Annotated in this window: 12 protein-coding genes; 8 read left to right on the forward strand and 4 right to left on the reverse strand. The window is 44.8% G+C overall.

Annotated features, from left to right (window positions below):
- Positions 1–121 precede the first annotated feature (121 nt).
- From AB4323_RS06430 to AB4323_RS06460, 7 genes are all read left to right on the forward strand, one after another.
- On the forward strand, positions 122–667 hold the full coding sequence (locus AB4323_RS06430) for a TRAP transporter small permease subunit (RefSeq protein WP_017060958.1): 546 nt from the start codon (positions 122–124) through the stop codon (positions 665–667).
- Between the two features lie 9 nt (positions 668–676).
- Positions 677–1,960 carry a TRAP transporter large permease subunit gene (locus AB4323_RS06435; protein ID WP_029235146.1) on the forward strand — a complete coding sequence of 428 codons (1,284 nt, stop codon included), beginning with the start codon at positions 677–679 and terminating at the stop codon, positions 1,958–1,960.
- Between the two features lie 104 nt (positions 1,961–2,064).
- Positions 2,065–3,420, forward strand: a complete 1,356-nt coding sequence (locus tag AB4323_RS06440; RefSeq protein ID WP_017063573.1) for a cache domain-containing protein — start codon at positions 2,065–2,067, stop codon at positions 3,418–3,420.
- A complete protein-coding gene (locus AB4323_RS06445; protein ID WP_017060961.1) occupies positions 3,413–4,051 on the forward strand; it encodes a response regulator transcription factor in 639 nt (212 codons plus the stop codon). Before AB4323_RS06440 ends, AB4323_RS06445 begins: the two co-directional genes overlap by 8 nt.
- A gap of 169 nt (positions 4,052–4,220) precedes the next feature.
- Positions 4,221–5,819 carry a BCCT family transporter gene (locus AB4323_RS06450; protein ID WP_017066829.1) on the forward strand — a complete coding sequence of 533 codons (1,599 nt, stop codon included), beginning with the start codon at positions 4,221–4,223 and terminating at the stop codon, positions 5,817–5,819.
- Between the two features lie 271 nt (positions 5,820–6,090).
- Complete coding sequence (locus AB4323_RS06455; RefSeq protein ID WP_017060963.1) at positions 6,091–7,662, forward strand: BCCT family transporter; 1,572 nt, start codon at positions 6,091–6,093, stop codon at positions 7,660–7,662.
- A gap of 323 nt (positions 7,663–7,985) precedes the next feature.
- Positions 7,986–9,869 carry a methyl-accepting chemotaxis protein gene (locus AB4323_RS06460; RefSeq protein WP_017070254.1) on the forward strand — a complete coding sequence of 628 codons (1,884 nt, stop codon included), beginning with the start codon at positions 7,986–7,988 and terminating at the stop codon, positions 9,867–9,869.
- 71 nt (positions 9,870–9,940) lie between these two features.
- On the opposite strand, the gene azu is transcribed toward AB4323_RS06460, so the two are convergent.
- The 4 genes from azu to trxB all read right to left on the reverse strand — a co-directional run bounded on the left by azu (position 9,941) and on the right by trxB (position 15,287).
- Positions 9,941–10,393, reverse strand: a complete 453-nt coding sequence (gene azu, locus AB4323_RS06465) for an azurin (RefSeq protein ID WP_017063577.1) — start codon at positions 10,391–10,393, stop codon at positions 9,941–9,943.
- 274 nt (positions 10,394–10,667) lie between these two features.
- The gene (gene cydC, locus AB4323_RS06470; protein ID WP_372058016.1) at positions 10,668–12,389 is read right to left on the reverse strand and encodes a heme ABC transporter ATP-binding protein/permease CydC; all 1,722 of its coding nucleotides are present in this window, start codon (positions 12,387–12,389) and stop codon (positions 10,668–10,670) included.
- Entirely contained in the window at positions 12,382–14,166 is a 1,785-nt protein-coding gene (gene cydD / locus AB4323_RS06475; RefSeq protein ID WP_372151958.1) for a heme ABC transporter permease/ATP-binding protein CydD, read from the reverse strand. The genes cydC and cydD overlap by 8 nt, the downstream gene beginning before the upstream one ends.
- A gap of 161 nt (positions 14,167–14,327) precedes the next feature.
- Positions 14,328–15,287 (reverse strand): thioredoxin-disulfide reductase, encoded by a 960-nt coding sequence (trxB, locus tag AB4323_RS06480; protein ID WP_012603688.1) that lies wholly within the window; start codon positions 15,285–15,287, stop codon positions 14,328–14,330.
- A gap of 529 nt (positions 15,288–15,816) precedes the next feature.
- Here trxB and AB4323_RS06485 point away from each other — a divergent pair.
- Positions 15,817–17,484 carry a GGDEF domain-containing protein gene (locus tag AB4323_RS06485; RefSeq protein WP_372151961.1) on the forward strand — a complete coding sequence of 556 codons (1,668 nt, stop codon included), beginning with the start codon at positions 15,817–15,819 and terminating at the stop codon, positions 17,482–17,484.
- Positions 17,485–17,845 lie beyond the last annotated feature (361 nt).

Here is a 17,845-nt window from a genome sequence, read left to right on the forward strand (position 1 = left end):
TTCATTTAAAACATAATAACTAAGCAGGATAAATCCTGTATTACGCTCAAGAACCTTTTCTACGTCCTACAGCTCGTTACCTCAGCTGCGCGATGTCTTTTCAAATTCCATGGAGTCGGGAATGCGAAGTCTAATTTATATTGAACGCCTGTTTAATCGTATCGGTGACGCACTGGGATGGCTTTCCAGTATGTTGTTTATTTTACTTATCGCCAACGTCGTGTATGACGTTGTCATGAGATATGCCTTCAACGATGTCTCTATCGCCTTCCAAGAGATGGAATGGCACCTTTTCTCCGCCGTTTTCCTACTCGGTGTTCCTTATGCCATCAAGGCTGGTGGCCATGTTCGAGTTGACGTGTTCTATGAGCAATTGAGCTTTAAAGCACAAGCGATTATTGACCTGCTTGGCACGCTTATCTTTCTACTTCCGTTTTGCCTGCTGGTGGCTTGGTTTGGTATCGATGTTGCCAAAGAGAGTTATGAACTGGGTGAAACCTCAGGCGATCCCGGTGGCCTGCCGTATCGCTGGATCATCAAAGCTATGATCCCGCTGTCATTCTTTTTGATGGCACTCAGTGGCGTAGGTTTGATCCTGCATTCACTGAATAAGATTTTTAATCCGCATCTTATCCATGCAAACAATATTCATACAAAAAACAAGTAGAGGCTGAACATGATTGGAATAGTAATGTTTTTCGTAGCCTTGTTTGCGCTTTTACTTGGCTTCCCAGTGGCATTTACCTTTGGTGGTATCGCGTTAATCTTTGGTGTTTGGGCTGAGGGCATTGAAATGTTTGCCTTCATGCCATATCGAATTCAATCCATTATGGAAAACACGGTTCTGATGGCCGTTCCATTGTTTGTTTTTATGGGGCTCGTTCTACAAAAGACCAAGCTTGCTGAGCAGTTGCTTGAGTCTATGGGGCGACTGTTTGGCGGCGTTCGTGGTGGTATCGCGATTTCAACCGTATTAGTAGGTTCACTACTTGCGGCTTCTACTGGCGTGGTTGGTGCTTCTGTTGTTGCTATGGGACTTATCTCCCTACCTGTAATGCTCAAGTACAATTACGACAAAGGCTTAGCCTGCGGCACTATTTGTGCGTCTGGTACGCTAGGGCAGATCATTCCACCCTCCATCGTATTGATTCTATTGGGTGATGTTCTAGGTGTTCCTGTAGGCGACTTGTTCCAAGCGGCGATTTGGCCGGGCGTGATGCTGGTCGGCGCGTACATCGTTTATATCTTGATATACGCAAAGCTACACCCTGAAGCGGCTCAACCTATTGAACGTGATGACTCCATCAGCCGTAAGCAGGAAGTGTTTAATGCACTGAAAGCGATTCTTCCGCCTCTAGCGTTAATCATTGTTGTACTGGGCTCTATCTTCGCAGGTGTTGCTACGCCAACAGAGTCAGCCGCATTAGGTGGCGCGGGTGCGATGATACTTGCACTGCTTTACGGTCAATTTAGTTGGTCGATGGTGTACGAGGCGTCGAAAGAGACGGTGAAAGTAACGGCGATGGTATTTGCTATCTTGTTGGGTGCAACGGCATTCTCAATGGCGTTTACCTACACTGGTGGCGACTATCTGGTTGAAGAGTGGATGCTACAACTGCCAGGTGAAAAATGGGGCTTCCTGATCATTACCATGCTGGTGATTCTGATTCTGGGTTTCTTCATCGACTTCGTAGAGATCTGTTTCATCATCGTGCCGATCATTGCGCCAGTTGCTGAACTGATGGGCATCAACATGACATGGTTCGCTATCCTTATTGCGATGAACCTACAAACTTCCTTCTTAACGCCGCCATTTGGTTTTAGTTTGTTCTATTTAAAAGGCGTAGCACCGAAAGGCGTGACGACTAAGGACATCTACCGAGGTGTGATGCCGTTCATTCTGATTCAAATCCTCGTACTTGGATCACTTCTCGCTTTCCCATCTTTCTATGGAATGTGAGCGAAGCCAAGAATGTGAATGATATGTTTCGACGGCTATCTATAAATTGCTAAAGTAAAACGGCTTATTGATGTTCAGTAAGCCGTTTTTTGTGAGGGAAAGGAATGCCTCTAAAAGCCAAGCTGATTTTGCTGACGTTGCTCCCGTTGCTGCTGGTAACGGCGAGTATTAGTTGGATCTCGCTGCACCAGACTAAGACGTTAGGCGCTAAAGAAGTCGAGATCTTTAGAGACAGCCTAATCAAGTCGCGTGAAAACGCCCTCAAAGACACGGTTGATCTCGCGTTCGACGCCATAGAACACGTCTATAACGATCCAAATATCCAAGAAGCCCAAGCCAAAAAAAAAGTTCGAACCATATTGTCTAAACTTAGATATGGCTCTGATGGGTACTTCTTCGCATACGATCGCCTCGGGACCAACTTGGTTCATCCAATTCAGCCAGAATTGATAGGCCAAAACCTACTCCAACTGCAAGATGAAGATGGCGATTTTCTGATAGAGGCTCTGTTAAGAGAAGCGCAAACCGGAGGCGGGTTTCACCAGTATTTGTGGCAAAAACCGTCGACGGGTGAGGTGGTGTCTAAGCTGAGCTACGCCGCTTGGTTAGAGCGTTGGGACTGGATGATTGGCACCGGCTTGTATATTGAAGACGTACACCAAGAAGTGGCTTCGATGCAGGCTGCGATAAATAAGAATATTGAAACCACGTTCTTTTCGATTGTGGTGATTTTGAGCGTAACGGTCGCGGTCATCATCGTGCTGACCTTGGCTATTAACATGCATGAACATCGGATTGCTGATAACAACTTAAAGGAGCTGGCGCATAAGACGGTGATGTTCCAAGAAGACGAGAAGAAGCATCTAGCGCGTGAGTTGCATGATGGTATTAACCAATTATTAGTGTCGAGTCGTTGCCATTTGGAACTGCTCGGTAATAAGCTACAAAATGAAGACCTTAAAGCACATTTGAATAAGTCGCAGCATTCACTGATGCGAGCGATCGAAGAAGTGAGGCACATCTCGCATCAACTTCGTCCAAGTTCATTGGATGACATAGGCTTAGAAGCGGCATTGTCTTCATTACTGTTAGATTTTCAGGCGCACTCGGGCATAGAAGTCGAGACCATGTTTGCTACTCAACCTGGTAAGTTAAAATCAGAGGCGGCGACGACCCTATATCGAGTCGTGCAAGAGTCGCTGAATAATATAGAAAAACATGCACAAGCGACCAAAGTAACGGTTATCGCTCAGCAAATTGGTAATGTGTTGCAACTACTGATTCAAGATAACGGTGTCGGTTTCAACACCTATAAAGCGATGGAAAAACGAGGGATCGGGCTGCGTAACATGAGAGAGCGAGTGGAGTTCATCGGTGGTGACTTTGAATTGATGAGTGAGATTGGCCTCGGAACGGAAATTACAGTGTTACTGACACTAGAGGGATTAATGAATGAGTGAAGTTATTCGAGTTGTGATTGCTGATGATCACCAAGTGGTACTGGATGGCTTTATGGCGAGATTGGAACTCGAGCCAGATATTAGCGTGATAGGTACGGCCAGCAATGGACTAGAAGCGGTAGAGGTCGTTAAGTCTCTGCGCCCTGATGTGGTGTTGATGGATATCAGCATGCCTATCATGAATGGCATTGATGCCACCCATCTGATTAAAGAAGAAGACCCAGAAGCCAAGGTCCTGATGCTGACCATGCATAACAACCGTGAATACATCATGAAGGTGATGCAGTCGGGTGCTGTCGGTTACATGTTGAAAGAGATTTCGGCTGAAAAAATGGTACAGGCAATCAAAACGGTCAATCAAGGATCGACCTATTTCTGTGAAAAAGTCACGCAGAATTTGTTTACTCAGCCGATTACTCCCACGCCATCTGTCAAGAATCCATTGAGCAGACGTGAAGAGGCTGTGCTGAAATTAGTCGCAAAAGGGGAGAGCAGTAAAGAGGTCGCAAAGGCGCTGAATATCAGCTATCGAACGGTAGAAACCCATAGGCAAAATATTAAGCATAAGCTCGATATTCACTCTACGGCAGAGCTTGCTAAATATGCGGTCAGCTCCGGGCTTGTGGACTGATCTTACGCTAAATAACGTTAAATGTGTAATTTAATTACTAAATGTGTAATTTACGCCTCCTTTATGGAGGTTTTTTTAGTATTTTTGCGACAGGTTGATATTCTTCTTTTCGAAATTTAAGCGCCGAATGCAATGTTGCAAACTGTGCGCTGCAAATTAGAGAGGAAGCATGGAGCCTGTAAAAGATAGGTATAGTATTGAAAATACCGATTATACAGTAGGACAAGATAACGTTCAGAAATGGGGTTTTGATGTTCATAACCCAGTATTTGGAATCAGTGCAGGGGCGATCATTATCTTCCTGTTGGCACTTCTAGTCGCAGACCCTGAAACCGCAAAAGCGGCGCTTGATGGAATCAAATGGAAAGTCATTGGTAACTTCGATGGTTTCTTCATGTGGGCAGCAAACATCTTCGTAATTTTCTGTTTTGCCCTCATTGTCTCCCCGTATGGCAAGATACGTATTGGTGGCAATGATGCCAAAGCAGAGCACTCAAACCTATCTTGGATGTCGATGTTATTCGCCGCAGGAATGGGTATTGGCTTAATGTTCTGGGGTGTTGCTGAGCCAGTAGCTTATTTCACTGGCTGGTATGAAACACCACTAGGTGTTGAAGCTTACTCTCCTGAAGCGGCGAAGTTGGCTCTTGGTGCAACCATCTACAACTGGGGTCTGCACGGTTGGGCGATTTACGCGGTTGTTGCTCTAGCGCTTGCCTTCTTCACCTTCAATAAAGGTTTACCTCTATCAATCCGCTCTATTTTCTACCCTATCTTGGGTGATAGAACTTGGGGTTGGTTTGGTCATATTGTTGATATCGTCGCTGTGCTTGCAACGCTATTTGGCCTTGCAACTTCATTGGGCTTAGGTGCTCAACAAGCGACCAGTGGTATTAACCATGTATTTGGTACCGATGGCGGTATTGGCATGCAGCTGATTGTTATCGCAGTGGTTACTTTCTTAGCGACAATGTCCGTGGTTCGTGGCATCAACGGTGGTGTAAAGCTTCTGAGTAATGTGAACATGCTGGTTGCTTTGGGCTTACTTATCTTCGTTACCATCGCTGGTGGCATGGCGGGTATTAAAGCAATCCCAACCGCGCTAATGGGCTACATTGAAAACTTCATTCCCTTAAGCAATCCTCACGGTCGTGATGACGAAACGTGGATGCAAGGTTGGACGGTATTCTACTGGGCGTGGTGGATGTCTTGGTCACCATTCGTAGGCATGTTCATCGCTCGTATCTCTAAAGGTCGAACGATTCGTGAATTCATCGTTGCTGTATTGTTCATCCCAACGACAGTAATCATCATCTGGATGGCTATTTTCGGTGGCATCGCGATTGATCAAGTGGCGAACAAGGTGGGCGAGATTGGTGTGAATGGTCTGCAAGATATTACACTTTCTCTTTTCCATACTTACGATGCTCTGCCAATGAGCTCTGTGCTTTCAGTGGTATCGATTGGTTTGATTATGGTGTTCTTTATCACCTCTTCTGATTCAGGCTCATTGGTTATCGATAGCATTACCTCTGGCGGTAAAGTGGATGCACCGGTTCCACAACGTGTATTTTGGGCGTTGATGGGCGGCGCGATTGCAGCGGTTCTACTATGGGTTGGTGGTACGGAATCTATTCAAGCACTGCAAGCTGGAACGGTATCGATGGCGCTACCATTTGCCTTCATATTATTGCTTATGTGCCTAAGCTTATTGCTAGGTTTACGAACTGAAAATCAATTGGTTAAGCACCAAAATGCTTTGAGTTAAAAGTATTTTTGATAAAAAGGTCGACAGGGTCGACCTTTTTTTCGTCATAAACTTGAGTAATTACGTGAATATTGTTTGAAATTCCATCGAACCGATTCTAGTTTACTGAAAACAACAAGTTAACCTGCTAAACTTCAGACATCCAAGTATTTGAATTATTGTGACAACAGCTTGTACTACTTGGATCGTAGGTTCGAGTTTGTAATTAAGTCGCAGGTAAGTAAGGAATACGAGGTCAATAGACCCTAATAGAATTCCGTAGAGAGGGATGATGACTAAAGGTATAGATAAATACAGTATCGACAGTACGGATTACACTGTCGGTCAAGATAACGTCCAAAAATGGGGTTTTGATGTTCATAACCCAGTATTTGGTATTAGTGCGGGACTTATCGCTTTGTTCCTGATCGGTGTTCTTATTACAGATACCGCTTCAGCAAAGGCTGCGCTAGATGGCGTTAAAGGCCAGATTATCAATTCGTTTGATTGGCTTTTCATCTGGTCGGGTAATATTTTCGTAATTTTCTGCTTAGGTTTGATTGTTTCTCCGTACGGCAAAATCCGCCTTGGTGGTGTTGATGCGACGGCAGATTACTCATTCTTCTCTTGGCTATCGATGCTGTTTGCCGCAGGTATGGGTATCGGCTTGATGTTCTGGAGTGTGGCAGAGCCAGCGGCTTACTTCACGGGTTGGTTTGAAACTCCGTTAGGTGTTGAACCAAACACACCAGAAGCTGCAAAACTGGCATTGGGCGCAACCATGTATCACTGGGGTCTACACCCTTGGGCGATTTATGGCGTAGTAGCACTGTCACTTGCGTTTTTCTCTTACAACAAGGGATTGCCTCTTTCTATCCGTTCTATCTTTTACCCAATTTTAGGTGATAGAGCTTGGGGCTGGGCAGGTCACATTGTTGATATTCTTGCTGTACTTGCAACGCTATTTGGTCTGGCGACATCGTTAGGTCTTGGTGCACAACAAGCGGCAAGTGGTATTCAGCATGTATTCGGCATTGAAGCGGGCTTAGGTCTGCAAGTTATTGTGATTACAGCGGTGACTTTATTGGCGGTAGTATCAGTACTTCGTGGTATTGATGGTGGCGTTAAAGTTATCAGTAACATCAACATGTTGGTGGCTTTCCTACTGCTTATCTTAGTGGCTCTAATCGGCTACGCGGTGACTTTAGGTTCTATCCCAACGACATTGATGGCATACATTGAAAACATCATTCCGTTGAGTAACCCTCACGGTCGTGAAGATGAAACGTGGATGCACGGTTGGACTGTATTCTACTGGGCTTGGTGGATCTCATGGTCTCCATTCGTAGGTATGTTTATCGCACGTGTTTCTAAAGGTCGTACCGTTCGTGAGTTCATCACAGCAGTACTGATTGTACCGACTACAGTGACTATCATTTGGATGTCAGTATTCGGTGGCATGGCGATTGACCAAATCGTGAATAACGTTGGTATTCTTGGTCAAGACGGCCTAACAGATGTATCACTAGCAATGTTCCAAATGTTTGATGCACTGCCGTTCGGGACTCTGCTTTCAATCATTGCGGTTGTATTGGTTCTAGTATTCTTCATTACATCGTCTGACTCAGGCTCTCTAGTAATCGACAGCATCACCGCGGGTGGTAAAGTTGATACGCCTGTGCCTCAACGTGTGTTCTGGGCGTTCCTTGAAGGTGCGATTGCTGTGGCTCTATTGTGGGTTGGTGGTACTGAAGCAGTACAAGCTCTACAAGCGGGTGCAATCTCGACGGCATTACCATTTACCATCATTCTATTACTGATGTGTGTGAGCTTGCTAATGGGTATGCGTACAGAAAAACGCTAGGCTTTTTAAGCTGAAATCTACTGCAATTTATACGCAGTAGAACGGTAAACAATATGAAGGCAGAAGAGGAAACTCTTCTGCCTTTTTTGTTTCCTCTTTACCGTGTTTTCTTGTCTCTTTTAAGCATGTGAAGTGCGATAAAAATGTTAATAACCGTAGAGACAACACCGCCTTAAATTTGGCGATAAGCCAAGGATTTGACATTACTTAAGCTTATGGTTTGCTTAAAATTATATTCCAATATTAAATTGTGAAATCGCTCGAATTTAATACTAATATTGGGTAGTATGCGCGAGATTTCCCACCACTCGTGAAACTTTGACATGAAACTAACACTAAAGCAGAAGTTGATAGGCGCTAGCCTATCTGCTGTTGTCGTTATGGCTACAGCGTTGACTTGGTTGTCAGCAAACCAATTATTTGAACAGACTCGTAATGGCGTATACCTACGAGCTGAAAGCGTATCTGAAGCAGCATCTGAAGGTATTAAAAACTGGATTGATATCCGTACTGATATCGCATCAGCATTTAATGACTTTTCACGAGAGGATGATGTTGTTCCTTTCCTTAGACAAGCTCGTGTAGCGGGTGGCTTTGACGATATCTTTTTAGGTACTCCAGAAGGTGGAATGTACCGTTCACATCCTGAACGTAATCGTGCAGATTACGATCCTCGTCAACGTCCTTGGTACCAAGAAGCAAACGCTGCAGGTAAGCAAATCATTACTACGGCTTACCAAGATGCAATCACCAAAGCACTTCTAGTAACGATCGCAGAACCTGTTCGCCACAATGGCCAACTTGTTGGTGTTGTTGGTGCAGACGTACTGATCGACCAGTTGGTTAACGATGTAATCAGCCTTGATGTTGGTGACAACGCTTACGCAATGCTAATTGATGCCTCTGACGGCACATTCCTAGCACACCCAGATTCAGCACTAAGCTTGAAGCCGGTAAGCCAGCTTTCAAACGATATCTCTATGCCTATCATCGAAAACGCAGTGCGTACGGGTAGCATCGAGATCATCAAAGAGCGCGGCGCAGACAAGCTGCTTTACTTCACGAAGGTGCCTAACACTAACTGGATCTTCGCGGTTCAGATGGACAAAGCAACAGAAGAAGCGAACCACTCAACGCTACTTACTCAGCTGATCATCACTGCTGTCGTTATTACGCTCATCGTAATCGTACTCGTGTCTTGGTTAGTAAGCTTCCTATTCCGCGACCTAAACCGCGTTTCAGCAGCACTTGAAGAAATTGCTTCAGGTGAGGGCGATCTTACTCAACGCCTTGAGCCTAAGAGCGACGACGAAATTGGTCAGCTTGCAGCAAACTTCAACCGCTTTGTGGGTAACATGCACACCATGGTGATCAAGCTAAGCGAAGTATCTGCTGCGCTAGGCAACCAAGCACGTCAAACGGCTTCTCAAGCTGAAGAACGTAGTGCTCGTATCCAAATGCAACAAGACGAGATCAACATGGTAGCAACAGCCGTTAACGAAATGGCTGCAGCAACACAAGAGATCGCAGGTAATGCAGACCACACTGCACAGAACTCATCTGAAGCGGTTGGCGCGTGTGAGCACGGTACTGGTCAAGTGACACAGACTCAAAGCTCTATCCAAAACCTTGCTCAAGAAGTTCAAATCGCAACTAACGTGATTCTCGAGCTTGAAGAGCACGGCAACAGCATCAACGCTATCTTGTCTAACATTCAAGGTATTGCAGAACAAACGAACCTACTTGCACTTAACGCCGCTATTGAAGCAGCACGTGCCGGTGAGCAAGGTCGTGGTTTCGCAGTAGTAGCGGATGAAGTTCGAGTTCTGAGCCAACGTACACACGGTTCAACGCAAGAAATTCAACAAACGATTGAGTTGCTGCAAGGTACAACAGGCAAAGCGGTTAACATCATGAACGATAGCCGTACACTTGCTGAAACCAGTGTTGATGACGCGAACTCAGCGGCTGCAAGCCTAACGCAAATCCATGCTGCTGTTGAACGCATCAGTGACATGGCAACACAGATTGCTTCTGCTGCAGAAGAGCAAGCGTCAGTAACGTCTGAGATTACTCGTAACACTGAAGGAATCCGTGACGTATCTAACGAGCTAGCAGACGAAGCACACCAAGCTGCAGAGCAAGCTGCGCAGCTTTCTGAACTGTCTCACGAGCTAGAAAGCGAAATCAGCCGCTTCAAGCTGTAATCGAAGCCAATATAACAAAGCCCCGACTTAGGTTGGGGCTTTGATGTATCTGTACCATCTAGACTAACGAGTTATTTAAACTCAAACTTGCCCTTCATGATTGCCCAGTGGCCCGGGAATGAACATAGGAAAGAGTAGTCGCCACCGGCTGTCATTTTCTCTGTGCTGAAAGTGATTGAGGTTGACTCGCCACCACCGATAACACGAGTGAAGGCGTAAACGCGGCTGTCGTCAGGTTTTACGTAGTTATTGTCGATACCTGCCGACATACCATCGATACCTACTGCTTGTAGCGACGCAGTGTCTGTTATAACGACGTTGTGACCCATTGATTGGGCTGGCATAGAACCAGTATGGTTTAGCGTCAGCTTCACTTCTTTACAGCTCGCTGGAACGCTTAATGTGTCAGTTGAAAATTTCATTTGATCACTAGCATCAATCGATACTTCACATTCCGAGCTCGCTTGAGCGGTAAAGCTAGCACCTACAAGCGCTATCGTTGTTGCGATTAATCGTAAAGACATACACTGTTCTCCATTATTTTAGGGGGAGGTTATTCCATGAGGTTGATTGATACGTATTATCCTAGAAAGATGATCATAGTAATGTGCTACGACTTGAATTGTGTGCAACTCGTTGCTTTGTAAATGGTAAGTTTTTGTAGGAAAGGGCAAAACTAATCAGCGCATGAACAACCGTTTAGGGGGGAATGGTTGCTCGAGACTAGAATCGCAGACAACAAAAAGCCCGAGCATAAACTCGGGCCTTGAATAGTTTTCTTTATAGCTTAAGGGGAAGCTAGATTGCCTGACGAAGTTGGAAATAACGTCCTTCTTCGTTTAACAGCTTCTCGTGAGAGCCGTTTTCAACAATCTCGCCTTGTTCAATCAGAACGATAGAATCCATCGACTCTAGACCAATCAAACGGTGCGTAATGAAAATAACCGTCTTGCCTTCGAAGTGCTTCTCGAACAGCGTCATGATGCTTTGCTCTGTTTGCTTATCTAAGCCTTCTGTTGGCTCATCAAGAAGCAGGATAGGGGCATCATGAAGGATTGCACGTGCAATACCAATACGGCGCTTCTCACCACCAGACAGTTGACGACCACCGTCACCCAACCAGCTATCAAGCGCGTTATTCTCCAGCAGCTTTTCTAGACCAACATCTTTTAGGATATTCGCTAAGTGATCATCGGTCGCTTCTGGTCTTGCAATCAACAAGTTGTCACGCAAAGTACCATTTAGAATGTCGACACGTTGGCTTACCACACTGATTGATTCACGAAGCTGTGATTCGTTCCACTGAGTCAGTTCAATGCCCGCGATTGAGATGTAACCCTTTTTAGGATCCCAGTAGCGAGTCAGAAGCTGAATCAGTGTCGATTTACCAGAACCCGTTTGACCAACAATCGCAACCTTGTGCGTGGCAGGGATCGTTAGGTCAACAGCGTTCAGAACACTGCGCTCAGAGTCAGGGTAGTTGAACGTCACGTTTGAGAACGTAATATCAAGCGGCTTGTTGATGTCGAGTTTCTCTTCAGCAAACTGAACTTCAGGCTCTGACAGAATAACTTCATTCAAGCGACGAGCAGAAGACAGAGTTTGACCTAAATGCTGGAACGCGCCTGCGATAGGCATCAGCAGTTCAAAACTTGCCATGGTTGCGAATGCCATTAGCGCGATGAACGGGTCTGGTGCATTACCACCCACACCGTCAGCCGCAAGCCAAAGCATAAGAACCAACGTTAAACCGTTGAACAGCATTAGCGCAGCTGAAGCCATACCGGTTAGGTTAGCATTCACAAACTGATTCGCCATCAGCTTGCGTTGAGTCTCTAGAATTGCATTACGGTAACGTTCTTCTGCACCGAACAGAGTCAGTTCGCTGTAGCCTTCAATCCAATCTAGCGTTGTCACACGAAGATCTGCTTTGTTTTGCGTCAGTTCACCACCGTTACGTTTACCCAATTTGTAGAACAAGATTGGCCAAACCAACAGCATGATCAGAAGGATAGAACCCAAGATTAAACCTAGTGAGCTATCGAACCACATTAAGAACAGAGTCAGGAAGAAGATCCCGAACACACCCACCGTCACTGGGCTTACTAAACGTAAGTACACGTGATCCATGGCGTCTACATCAGCAACCAAGCGGTTGAGAAGATCAGCATCACGAAGGTTTGAAATACGACCTGGGATCAGCGGAGCCAGCTTCTTGAAGAAGAAGATACGCAGATCAGTTAACAGTTTGAATGTTGCATTATGGCTGACAACACGTTCACCCCAACGACCGGCAGTACGGCTCATTGCCAAACCACGCACACCACCACCCGGTAGCATATAGTTGAAGGTTTCACGCGCAATCGTAAGGCCTGCAACCGCAGAAGCTGAAATGAACCAACCCGATAGCGTTAACAAGCCGATAGAAGCCGACAGAGTAGCGAAAGCCAATAGCATGCCTAGCGATAGGCCAAACCAATGCTTTTTATAGAGTTTCAGGTAAGGCAGTAAATCACGCATCTAAATTACCCTTATTATCTTGTTGAGCTAAGTTCGCGTTCAGCATCTCTTCAAACAAACCACCCGCAGTCGAAAGCTGAGAGTAATGACCTTGTTCAACCAGACCACCATCGCGCATCACCAGAATATTATCGACTGATTTAAGAGGAGCGAGTTGGTGCGTCACAAGTAGGGCAGTGCGGCTTTCAATGTTGCTATTGATGCCTTTCATCACTAACTGTTCGCTACGAGTATCTAGGCTGGCAGTTGGTTCATCGAGCAACCAGAACTGACCGTCTTGAATCATTGCGCGAGCCAGAGCCAAACGCTGAGATTGACCAACAGAAAGGCCGCCAGAGCGATCAGAAATCATGTAATCCAAGCCGTGCTCGTTTACAAATTCGCTAGCAAATGATTGCTCAAGTGCATTCTCGACAACTTGGTCAGCGATATCGTGCTTACCTAGAGTGACGTTGTCACGAATACTACCGTGCAACAACAATGGGTTTTGACCCACCCAGCTAATGGTTTTACGCCAAGAGGCTAAGTCGAGGTCACGCAATTCAATACCATTGATTTTCAAGCTTCCTTCATAAGGCATGAAACCAAGGATGGCATTGATCAAACTTGTTTTACCCGCACCACTTGGGCCAACTAACGCAGTCGATTGGCGAGTGTTAAGTGCGAACGAGATAGGACCAACCAATTGAACACCTTCAGGGCTTAACACTTTTAGGTCGTTAGCTTCAATATTGATGCCTTGAGCCGAATCGAGCTGAGCGTCGCCTGATTTAACCTTAGTGATGTCGGTTTCTAAGAACTCGACAATACTTTCGGCTGCGCCAACCGCTTGTTGCTTCGCGTGGTAGAAAGTACCTAAATCACGCAGAGGTTGGTAAAACTCTGGCGCCAAGATAAGGATAAACAAACCTGCGAATAGCGTAATGCCCGCGCCGTAGTGGCCGAAGTTAAGCTCACCAATGTAGGTGAAACCAAAGTAAACCGCCGTCATCGCGATAGAGATCGACGTGAAGAACTCAAGTACCGCAGAAGACAAGAAAGCGATTTTCAACACATCCATGGTACGCGTTCTGAACACTTCAGATGCACCTTTAAGTACCTCTGTTTCAGCGTTGGTGCGATCAAATAGACGAATGGTTGTCATTGACTGCAAACGGTCGTAAAAGTGACCTGAAAGACGCTGCAGCGCTTTGAAGTTTTTACGGTTTGCATCGGCCGCTTTCATACCAACAAGTGCCATGAACATCGGTACCAGTGGAGCAGTAATCAAGAAGATCAGTCCTGCTGCCCAGTTTACTGGGAACACCACAACCAAAATAATGAATGGAATCATTACCGATAAAGACATCTGAGGTAAGTAACGAGAGAAGAAGTCTTGCATGTCTTCTACTTGTTCTAGCAACAGCGTTGCCCACGTACCGGCAGGTTTACCTTTAATGTAAGCAGGGCCTAACTCACGTAATTTATCTAGGATGAGTTGCCTGATGTAGACACGGATTTGTTCACCGCAGCGATAACCTGCGATTTCACGTCCCCATGTACAGCCAGCACGGCCAACGACCGATAATGCCAAGCCTGCAAAATGACCAACCAGTTCAGATTTATCGACATTCTCGATGATCAGCTGGTGAAGAATAGAGGCGAGAAGAGCTGCTTGAGCAATTAAGAACACGCTTGAAAGTACGCCAAGGCTAATCGCAATCATAAGCCAGCGTTTCGCTAACTTACTCTGTTGCTTAAGCCACTTATTCAAGCTGCGTTGTTTTTTCTTATCCATTATGAAGGCTTAATGATAATTATTATTTGTTGAGGGCGGCTAGTATACAAAAGAAAGCCCAGTGGATATACCACTGGGCTCTAGGGATTTACAACAAAATGTGATGACGCCCTGCATCTACTGAGGCGAGAGCACCGATAATCAAATCTGCAATCTCAGATTTACTTATCGTTAAGGCCATCTAGGAAGCGTTCAGCATCCAGTGCAGCCATACAACCTGTACCAGCAGAAGTGATTGCTTGGCGGTAGTTGTGGTCCATTACATCACCTGCAGCGAACACGCCTGGGATGCTGGTTTGTGTTGCGTTACCTTCAAGACCAGACTGAACGATGATGTAGTCATCTTTCATGTCTACTTGGCCTTTGAAGATTTCAGTGTTTGGTTGGTGACCGATAGCAATGAATGCGCCCATTACTTCGATGTCTTCCGTTTTGTCAGACTGAGTATCTTTAATACGAACGCCCGTTACACCCATGTCGTCGCCTAGAACTTCGTCTAGCGTGCGATCAGTGTGAAGAACAATGTTGCCGTTCTCTACTTTGTCCATTAAACGTTTCACTAGGATTTTTTCAGCGCGGAACGTGTCACGGCGGTGAACTAGGTGAACTTCAGATGCGATGTTAGATAGGTAAAGTGCTTCTTCAACAGCGGTGTTACCACCACCCACAACCGCCACTTTCTGGTTGCGGTAGAAGAAACCATCACACGTTGCACAAGCAGAAACGCCACGGCCTTTGAATGCTTCTTCAGAATCTAAACCTAGGTACTTAGCTGATGCACCCGTTGAGATGATCAACGCATCACACGTGTACTCGCCAGAATCGCCTTTAAGACGGAAAGGGCGGTTTGAAAGGTCGACTTCGTTAATGTGGTCGAACAGGATCTCTGTTTCAAAGCGCTCTGCGTGCTCTTTCATGCGATCCATTAAAGCTGGACCCGTTAAACCTTCAGGATCACCCGGCCAATTTTCCACTTCTGTTGTGGTTGTAAGCTGACCACCTTGCTGCATACCGGTAACAAGTACTGGGTTTAGGTTTGCACGAGCAGCGTAAACTGCAGCTGTATAGCCAGCAGGGCCAGAACCAAGAATCAATAAATTACAGTGCTTTACGTCGCTCATGAGGACTCCGAAATTGAATTTGTTTTAATTTATAATCGCTTAGGATTGTATGGAAAATATGGAGGCAATAAAAGGTTAAACAAGGGCAGAAGTGTAATTAATCGTTATACGTTAGAACATAACCGAACTAAATGATGGTCTTGTAATCCTGTGTCTTAGATCAATAGCGATAAGTCAAGGAAAGTGCTCTTGCAAACAGCTATGCATATTGCTCACTTTTAGGGCCTTCTTGATCATGGTGTTTCTATAGCAGTATTTACTTTTTTGCGTATACATTGATGAGTAGAAAAACAAGAGAACCTGAATCCTATGTTTTATTTTAAAAAGTTTGCGTTAAAAGACGCTGCAAGAATTCATCAAAATTAGCGTGCAGATAAGCGACCACAAGACGCACTTTTAGTATGAACGGCATGATTACAAACAGGTGTAATGTTGGTTAATACTTGAACTGTTGAGTGTTTCTCAGTTGTTATTTTTTTGTATGTGTTATTATTGATATTTATATATTGCGCGGAATCATTTGAACTCTATGCAGATTCTAATCCTTTTTATCAATGTGTTTATTGTGTGCCTGAATTCGGTTTTTGCTTCTCCGCTGCAGGTCAGCGGGGAACAATCTGTGTTAGCTAATGAAGCTGTAAGATGGTATGAAATGCCTTTGTTATCTGATCCAGTCGATTTTCCCATATTAAAAAAACACATTGAATCCTCTCCAAGGATTGAAACGATATTTGGTGGTGAAGGGGCGTTTGGGTTGAGAGTTGATTTGGCCAACTCCGATATCAAGTCGTCACAACAAATAGTTACACTCCGTGCAAACTATTTGGATCAAGGTTGGGGGTACTGGCAATCAACAAATGGTCAAGTAAGGCGAATACTTGATTTTGGCCAATTAAGTAACAAGAGTATCTTGCATCTGCATAGGCAAAGCTTCCCGTTAATATTGAATGCGGAGGAATCTGGAACACTTTGGCTCTACTTGGAAGCAAAGAAATTTCCAAAGGCAGTTAACTTCACTCTTCAACCTGAATATCCATTTTATATTCACGTTTTCCGCAACAATACGCTCACATTAGCTTCTATTACTGTCATGCTAACGTTGGGAGTTTTCGCTCTTTTTTGTTACTTTCAAACTAAACATCCAGTCACACTGGCTTGTGCTGGTTATGTTGGGCTACATGGCCTGGGATGGTTCGCCGCTTCAGGCGCTTGGGGGTACTTATTATCAAGCCAAAGCTGGAACCCAGTTTATTTTGGAATGGTATTGTTTCCGTTTGCGGTTGCTTTTTCTTGCTATTACACAAGATTATTGTTTGGATTTCCGCAGCATTTTATTCGTATTAATCTTACCTTTCAGGCCTTTAGTTGGCTGTGTGTCATTATCGGGTTTATTAATGTCTTTGCCCCGTTTTCGTTGACTTTTGTTATGTCCCATTTAATTGCGGCAATCTGGGTGCCGACAATGATAGTGACTGGCGTATTGATGGTTTATCAACGAAACTTTGTCGCTAAATATTATTTGATCGGTGGTCTTTGTTATGGCACGGCTTTGGTATATTACATTTTTGCGCATTTTGCACCATTGCCGACTCAGAGATCGACAGAAGTCATCGTTGTTGTTGCATTAGCAATAGATTGTACCTGCATTTTATTGTCACTGACTGAATGGTTGCGGATTCAACAACATCAACATCAGAAAACCTATATCCAGTCGAGGGTGGATAGTTTAACGGGGCTTGGAAACCGGCTGGATTTTAATGATGCGAGTAAACAATTAGTACATCATTCCTATTGTATCGTCTTCATCGATTGTGATGGCCTTAAATCGATTAATGATACTTATGGTCATGATGAAGGGGATCGCTTTTTAGAATACACCAGCCGCATGATGCGAGAAAAATTTACAGACCTTGGAATGGTTTATCGAGCTGGTGGCGACGAATTTATCTGGTTGTTGAAAGTGGATAAAGAGAAACAAGTTGAGGCTCTCTATTCTCAGATTGAGCTTAGAGTGACTCAGGTGGAAGAGCAAATTCGCAGTGCTGATTGGCCTCAGTCTGGCCTCAGTTTTGGAAGCGCATCTAGTTTTGAAAGTGTCAATTTTTCTGAGTGTTTGAGCTTAGCTGACCAGCGAATGTACCAGCAGAAGCGCTCGAAGAACGGTTTTAAAAATCAGTCCAGTGAAATTGAGTGTTAGCTAAATTCCCTATTTTCTAAGTGAATCGTTTTAAGTCTAGTTAACTTATTTTCGTTTTGACTTTTGGTGTAAATGTCACCAACGGTGGCTCTTTTAGCAACCAACCTTTCAAGCTTGCTTACCCTCTCATCTGTTTTGTGTAGAACATTCCCAATCTTTATAGTCGCCTATTTTTAACGAATTCTAAGTTAGGACATAAAGGCAGACCATCATATTCCAAATAAACGCATCATTTATAATTGTAGGTTTTATTAGAAAGCACTCTATTTGAGGGCGGCCGAGTTCCCCCCGAACTCGACCTGTTCCAGACGCGCAAGCAAAGGCGTTTGGTTTCTGGCGTACTCATAAATTAACCAATTTC

Source organism: Vibrio sp. 10N.261.52.C11 (genome assembly GCF_041471405.1).
Classification (GTDB): Bacteria; Pseudomonadota; Gammaproteobacteria; order Enterobacterales; family Vibrionaceae; genus Vibrio; species Vibrio crassostreae_C.

What these genes read in the sequence shown, in the direction of transcription:
- AB4323_RS06455 (WP_017060963.1), top strand. Translation starts at nt 6,091, where the DNA reads ATGACTAAAGGTATAGATAAATACAGTATCGACAGTACGGATTACACT.
- cydC (WP_372058016.1), bottom strand. Translation starts at nt 12,389, where the DNA reads ATGCGTGATTTACTGCCTTACCTGAAACTCTATAAAAAGCATTGGTTT.
- AB4323_RS06485 (WP_372151961.1), top strand. Translation starts at nt 15,817, where the DNA reads ATGCAGATTCTAATCCTTTTTATCAATGTGTTTATTGTGTGCCTGAAT.
- AB4323_RS06460 (WP_017070254.1), top strand. Translation starts at nt 7,986, where the DNA reads ATGAAACTAACACTAAAGCAGAAGTTGATAGGCGCTAGCCTATCTGCT.
- AB4323_RS06430 (WP_017060958.1), top strand. Translation starts at nt 122, where the DNA reads ATGCGAAGTCTAATTTATATTGAACGCCTGTTTAATCGTATCGGTGAC.
- AB4323_RS06435 (WP_029235146.1), top strand. Translation starts at nt 677, where the DNA reads ATGATTGGAATAGTAATGTTTTTCGTAGCCTTGTTTGCGCTTTTACTT.
- cydD (WP_372151958.1), bottom strand. Translation starts at nt 14,166, where the DNA reads ATGGATAAGAAAAAACAACGCAGCTTGAATAAGTGGCTTAAGCAACAG.
- AB4323_RS06440 (WP_017063573.1), top strand. Translation starts at nt 2,065, where the DNA reads ATGCCTCTAAAAGCCAAGCTGATTTTGCTGACGTTGCTCCCGTTGCTG.
- AB4323_RS06450 (WP_017066829.1), top strand. Translation starts at nt 4,221, where the DNA reads ATGGAGCCTGTAAAAGATAGGTATAGTATTGAAAATACCGATTATACA.
- AB4323_RS06445 (WP_017060961.1), top strand. Translation starts at nt 3,413, where the DNA reads ATGAGTGAAGTTATTCGAGTTGTGATTGCTGATGATCACCAAGTGGTA.
- trxB (WP_012603688.1), bottom strand. Translation starts at nt 15,287, where the DNA reads ATGAGCGACGTAAAGCACTGTAATTTATTGATTCTTGGTTCTGGCCCT.
- azu (WP_017063577.1), bottom strand. Translation starts at nt 10,393, where the DNA reads ATGTCTTTACGATTAATCGCAACAACGATAGCGCTTGTAGGTGCTAGC.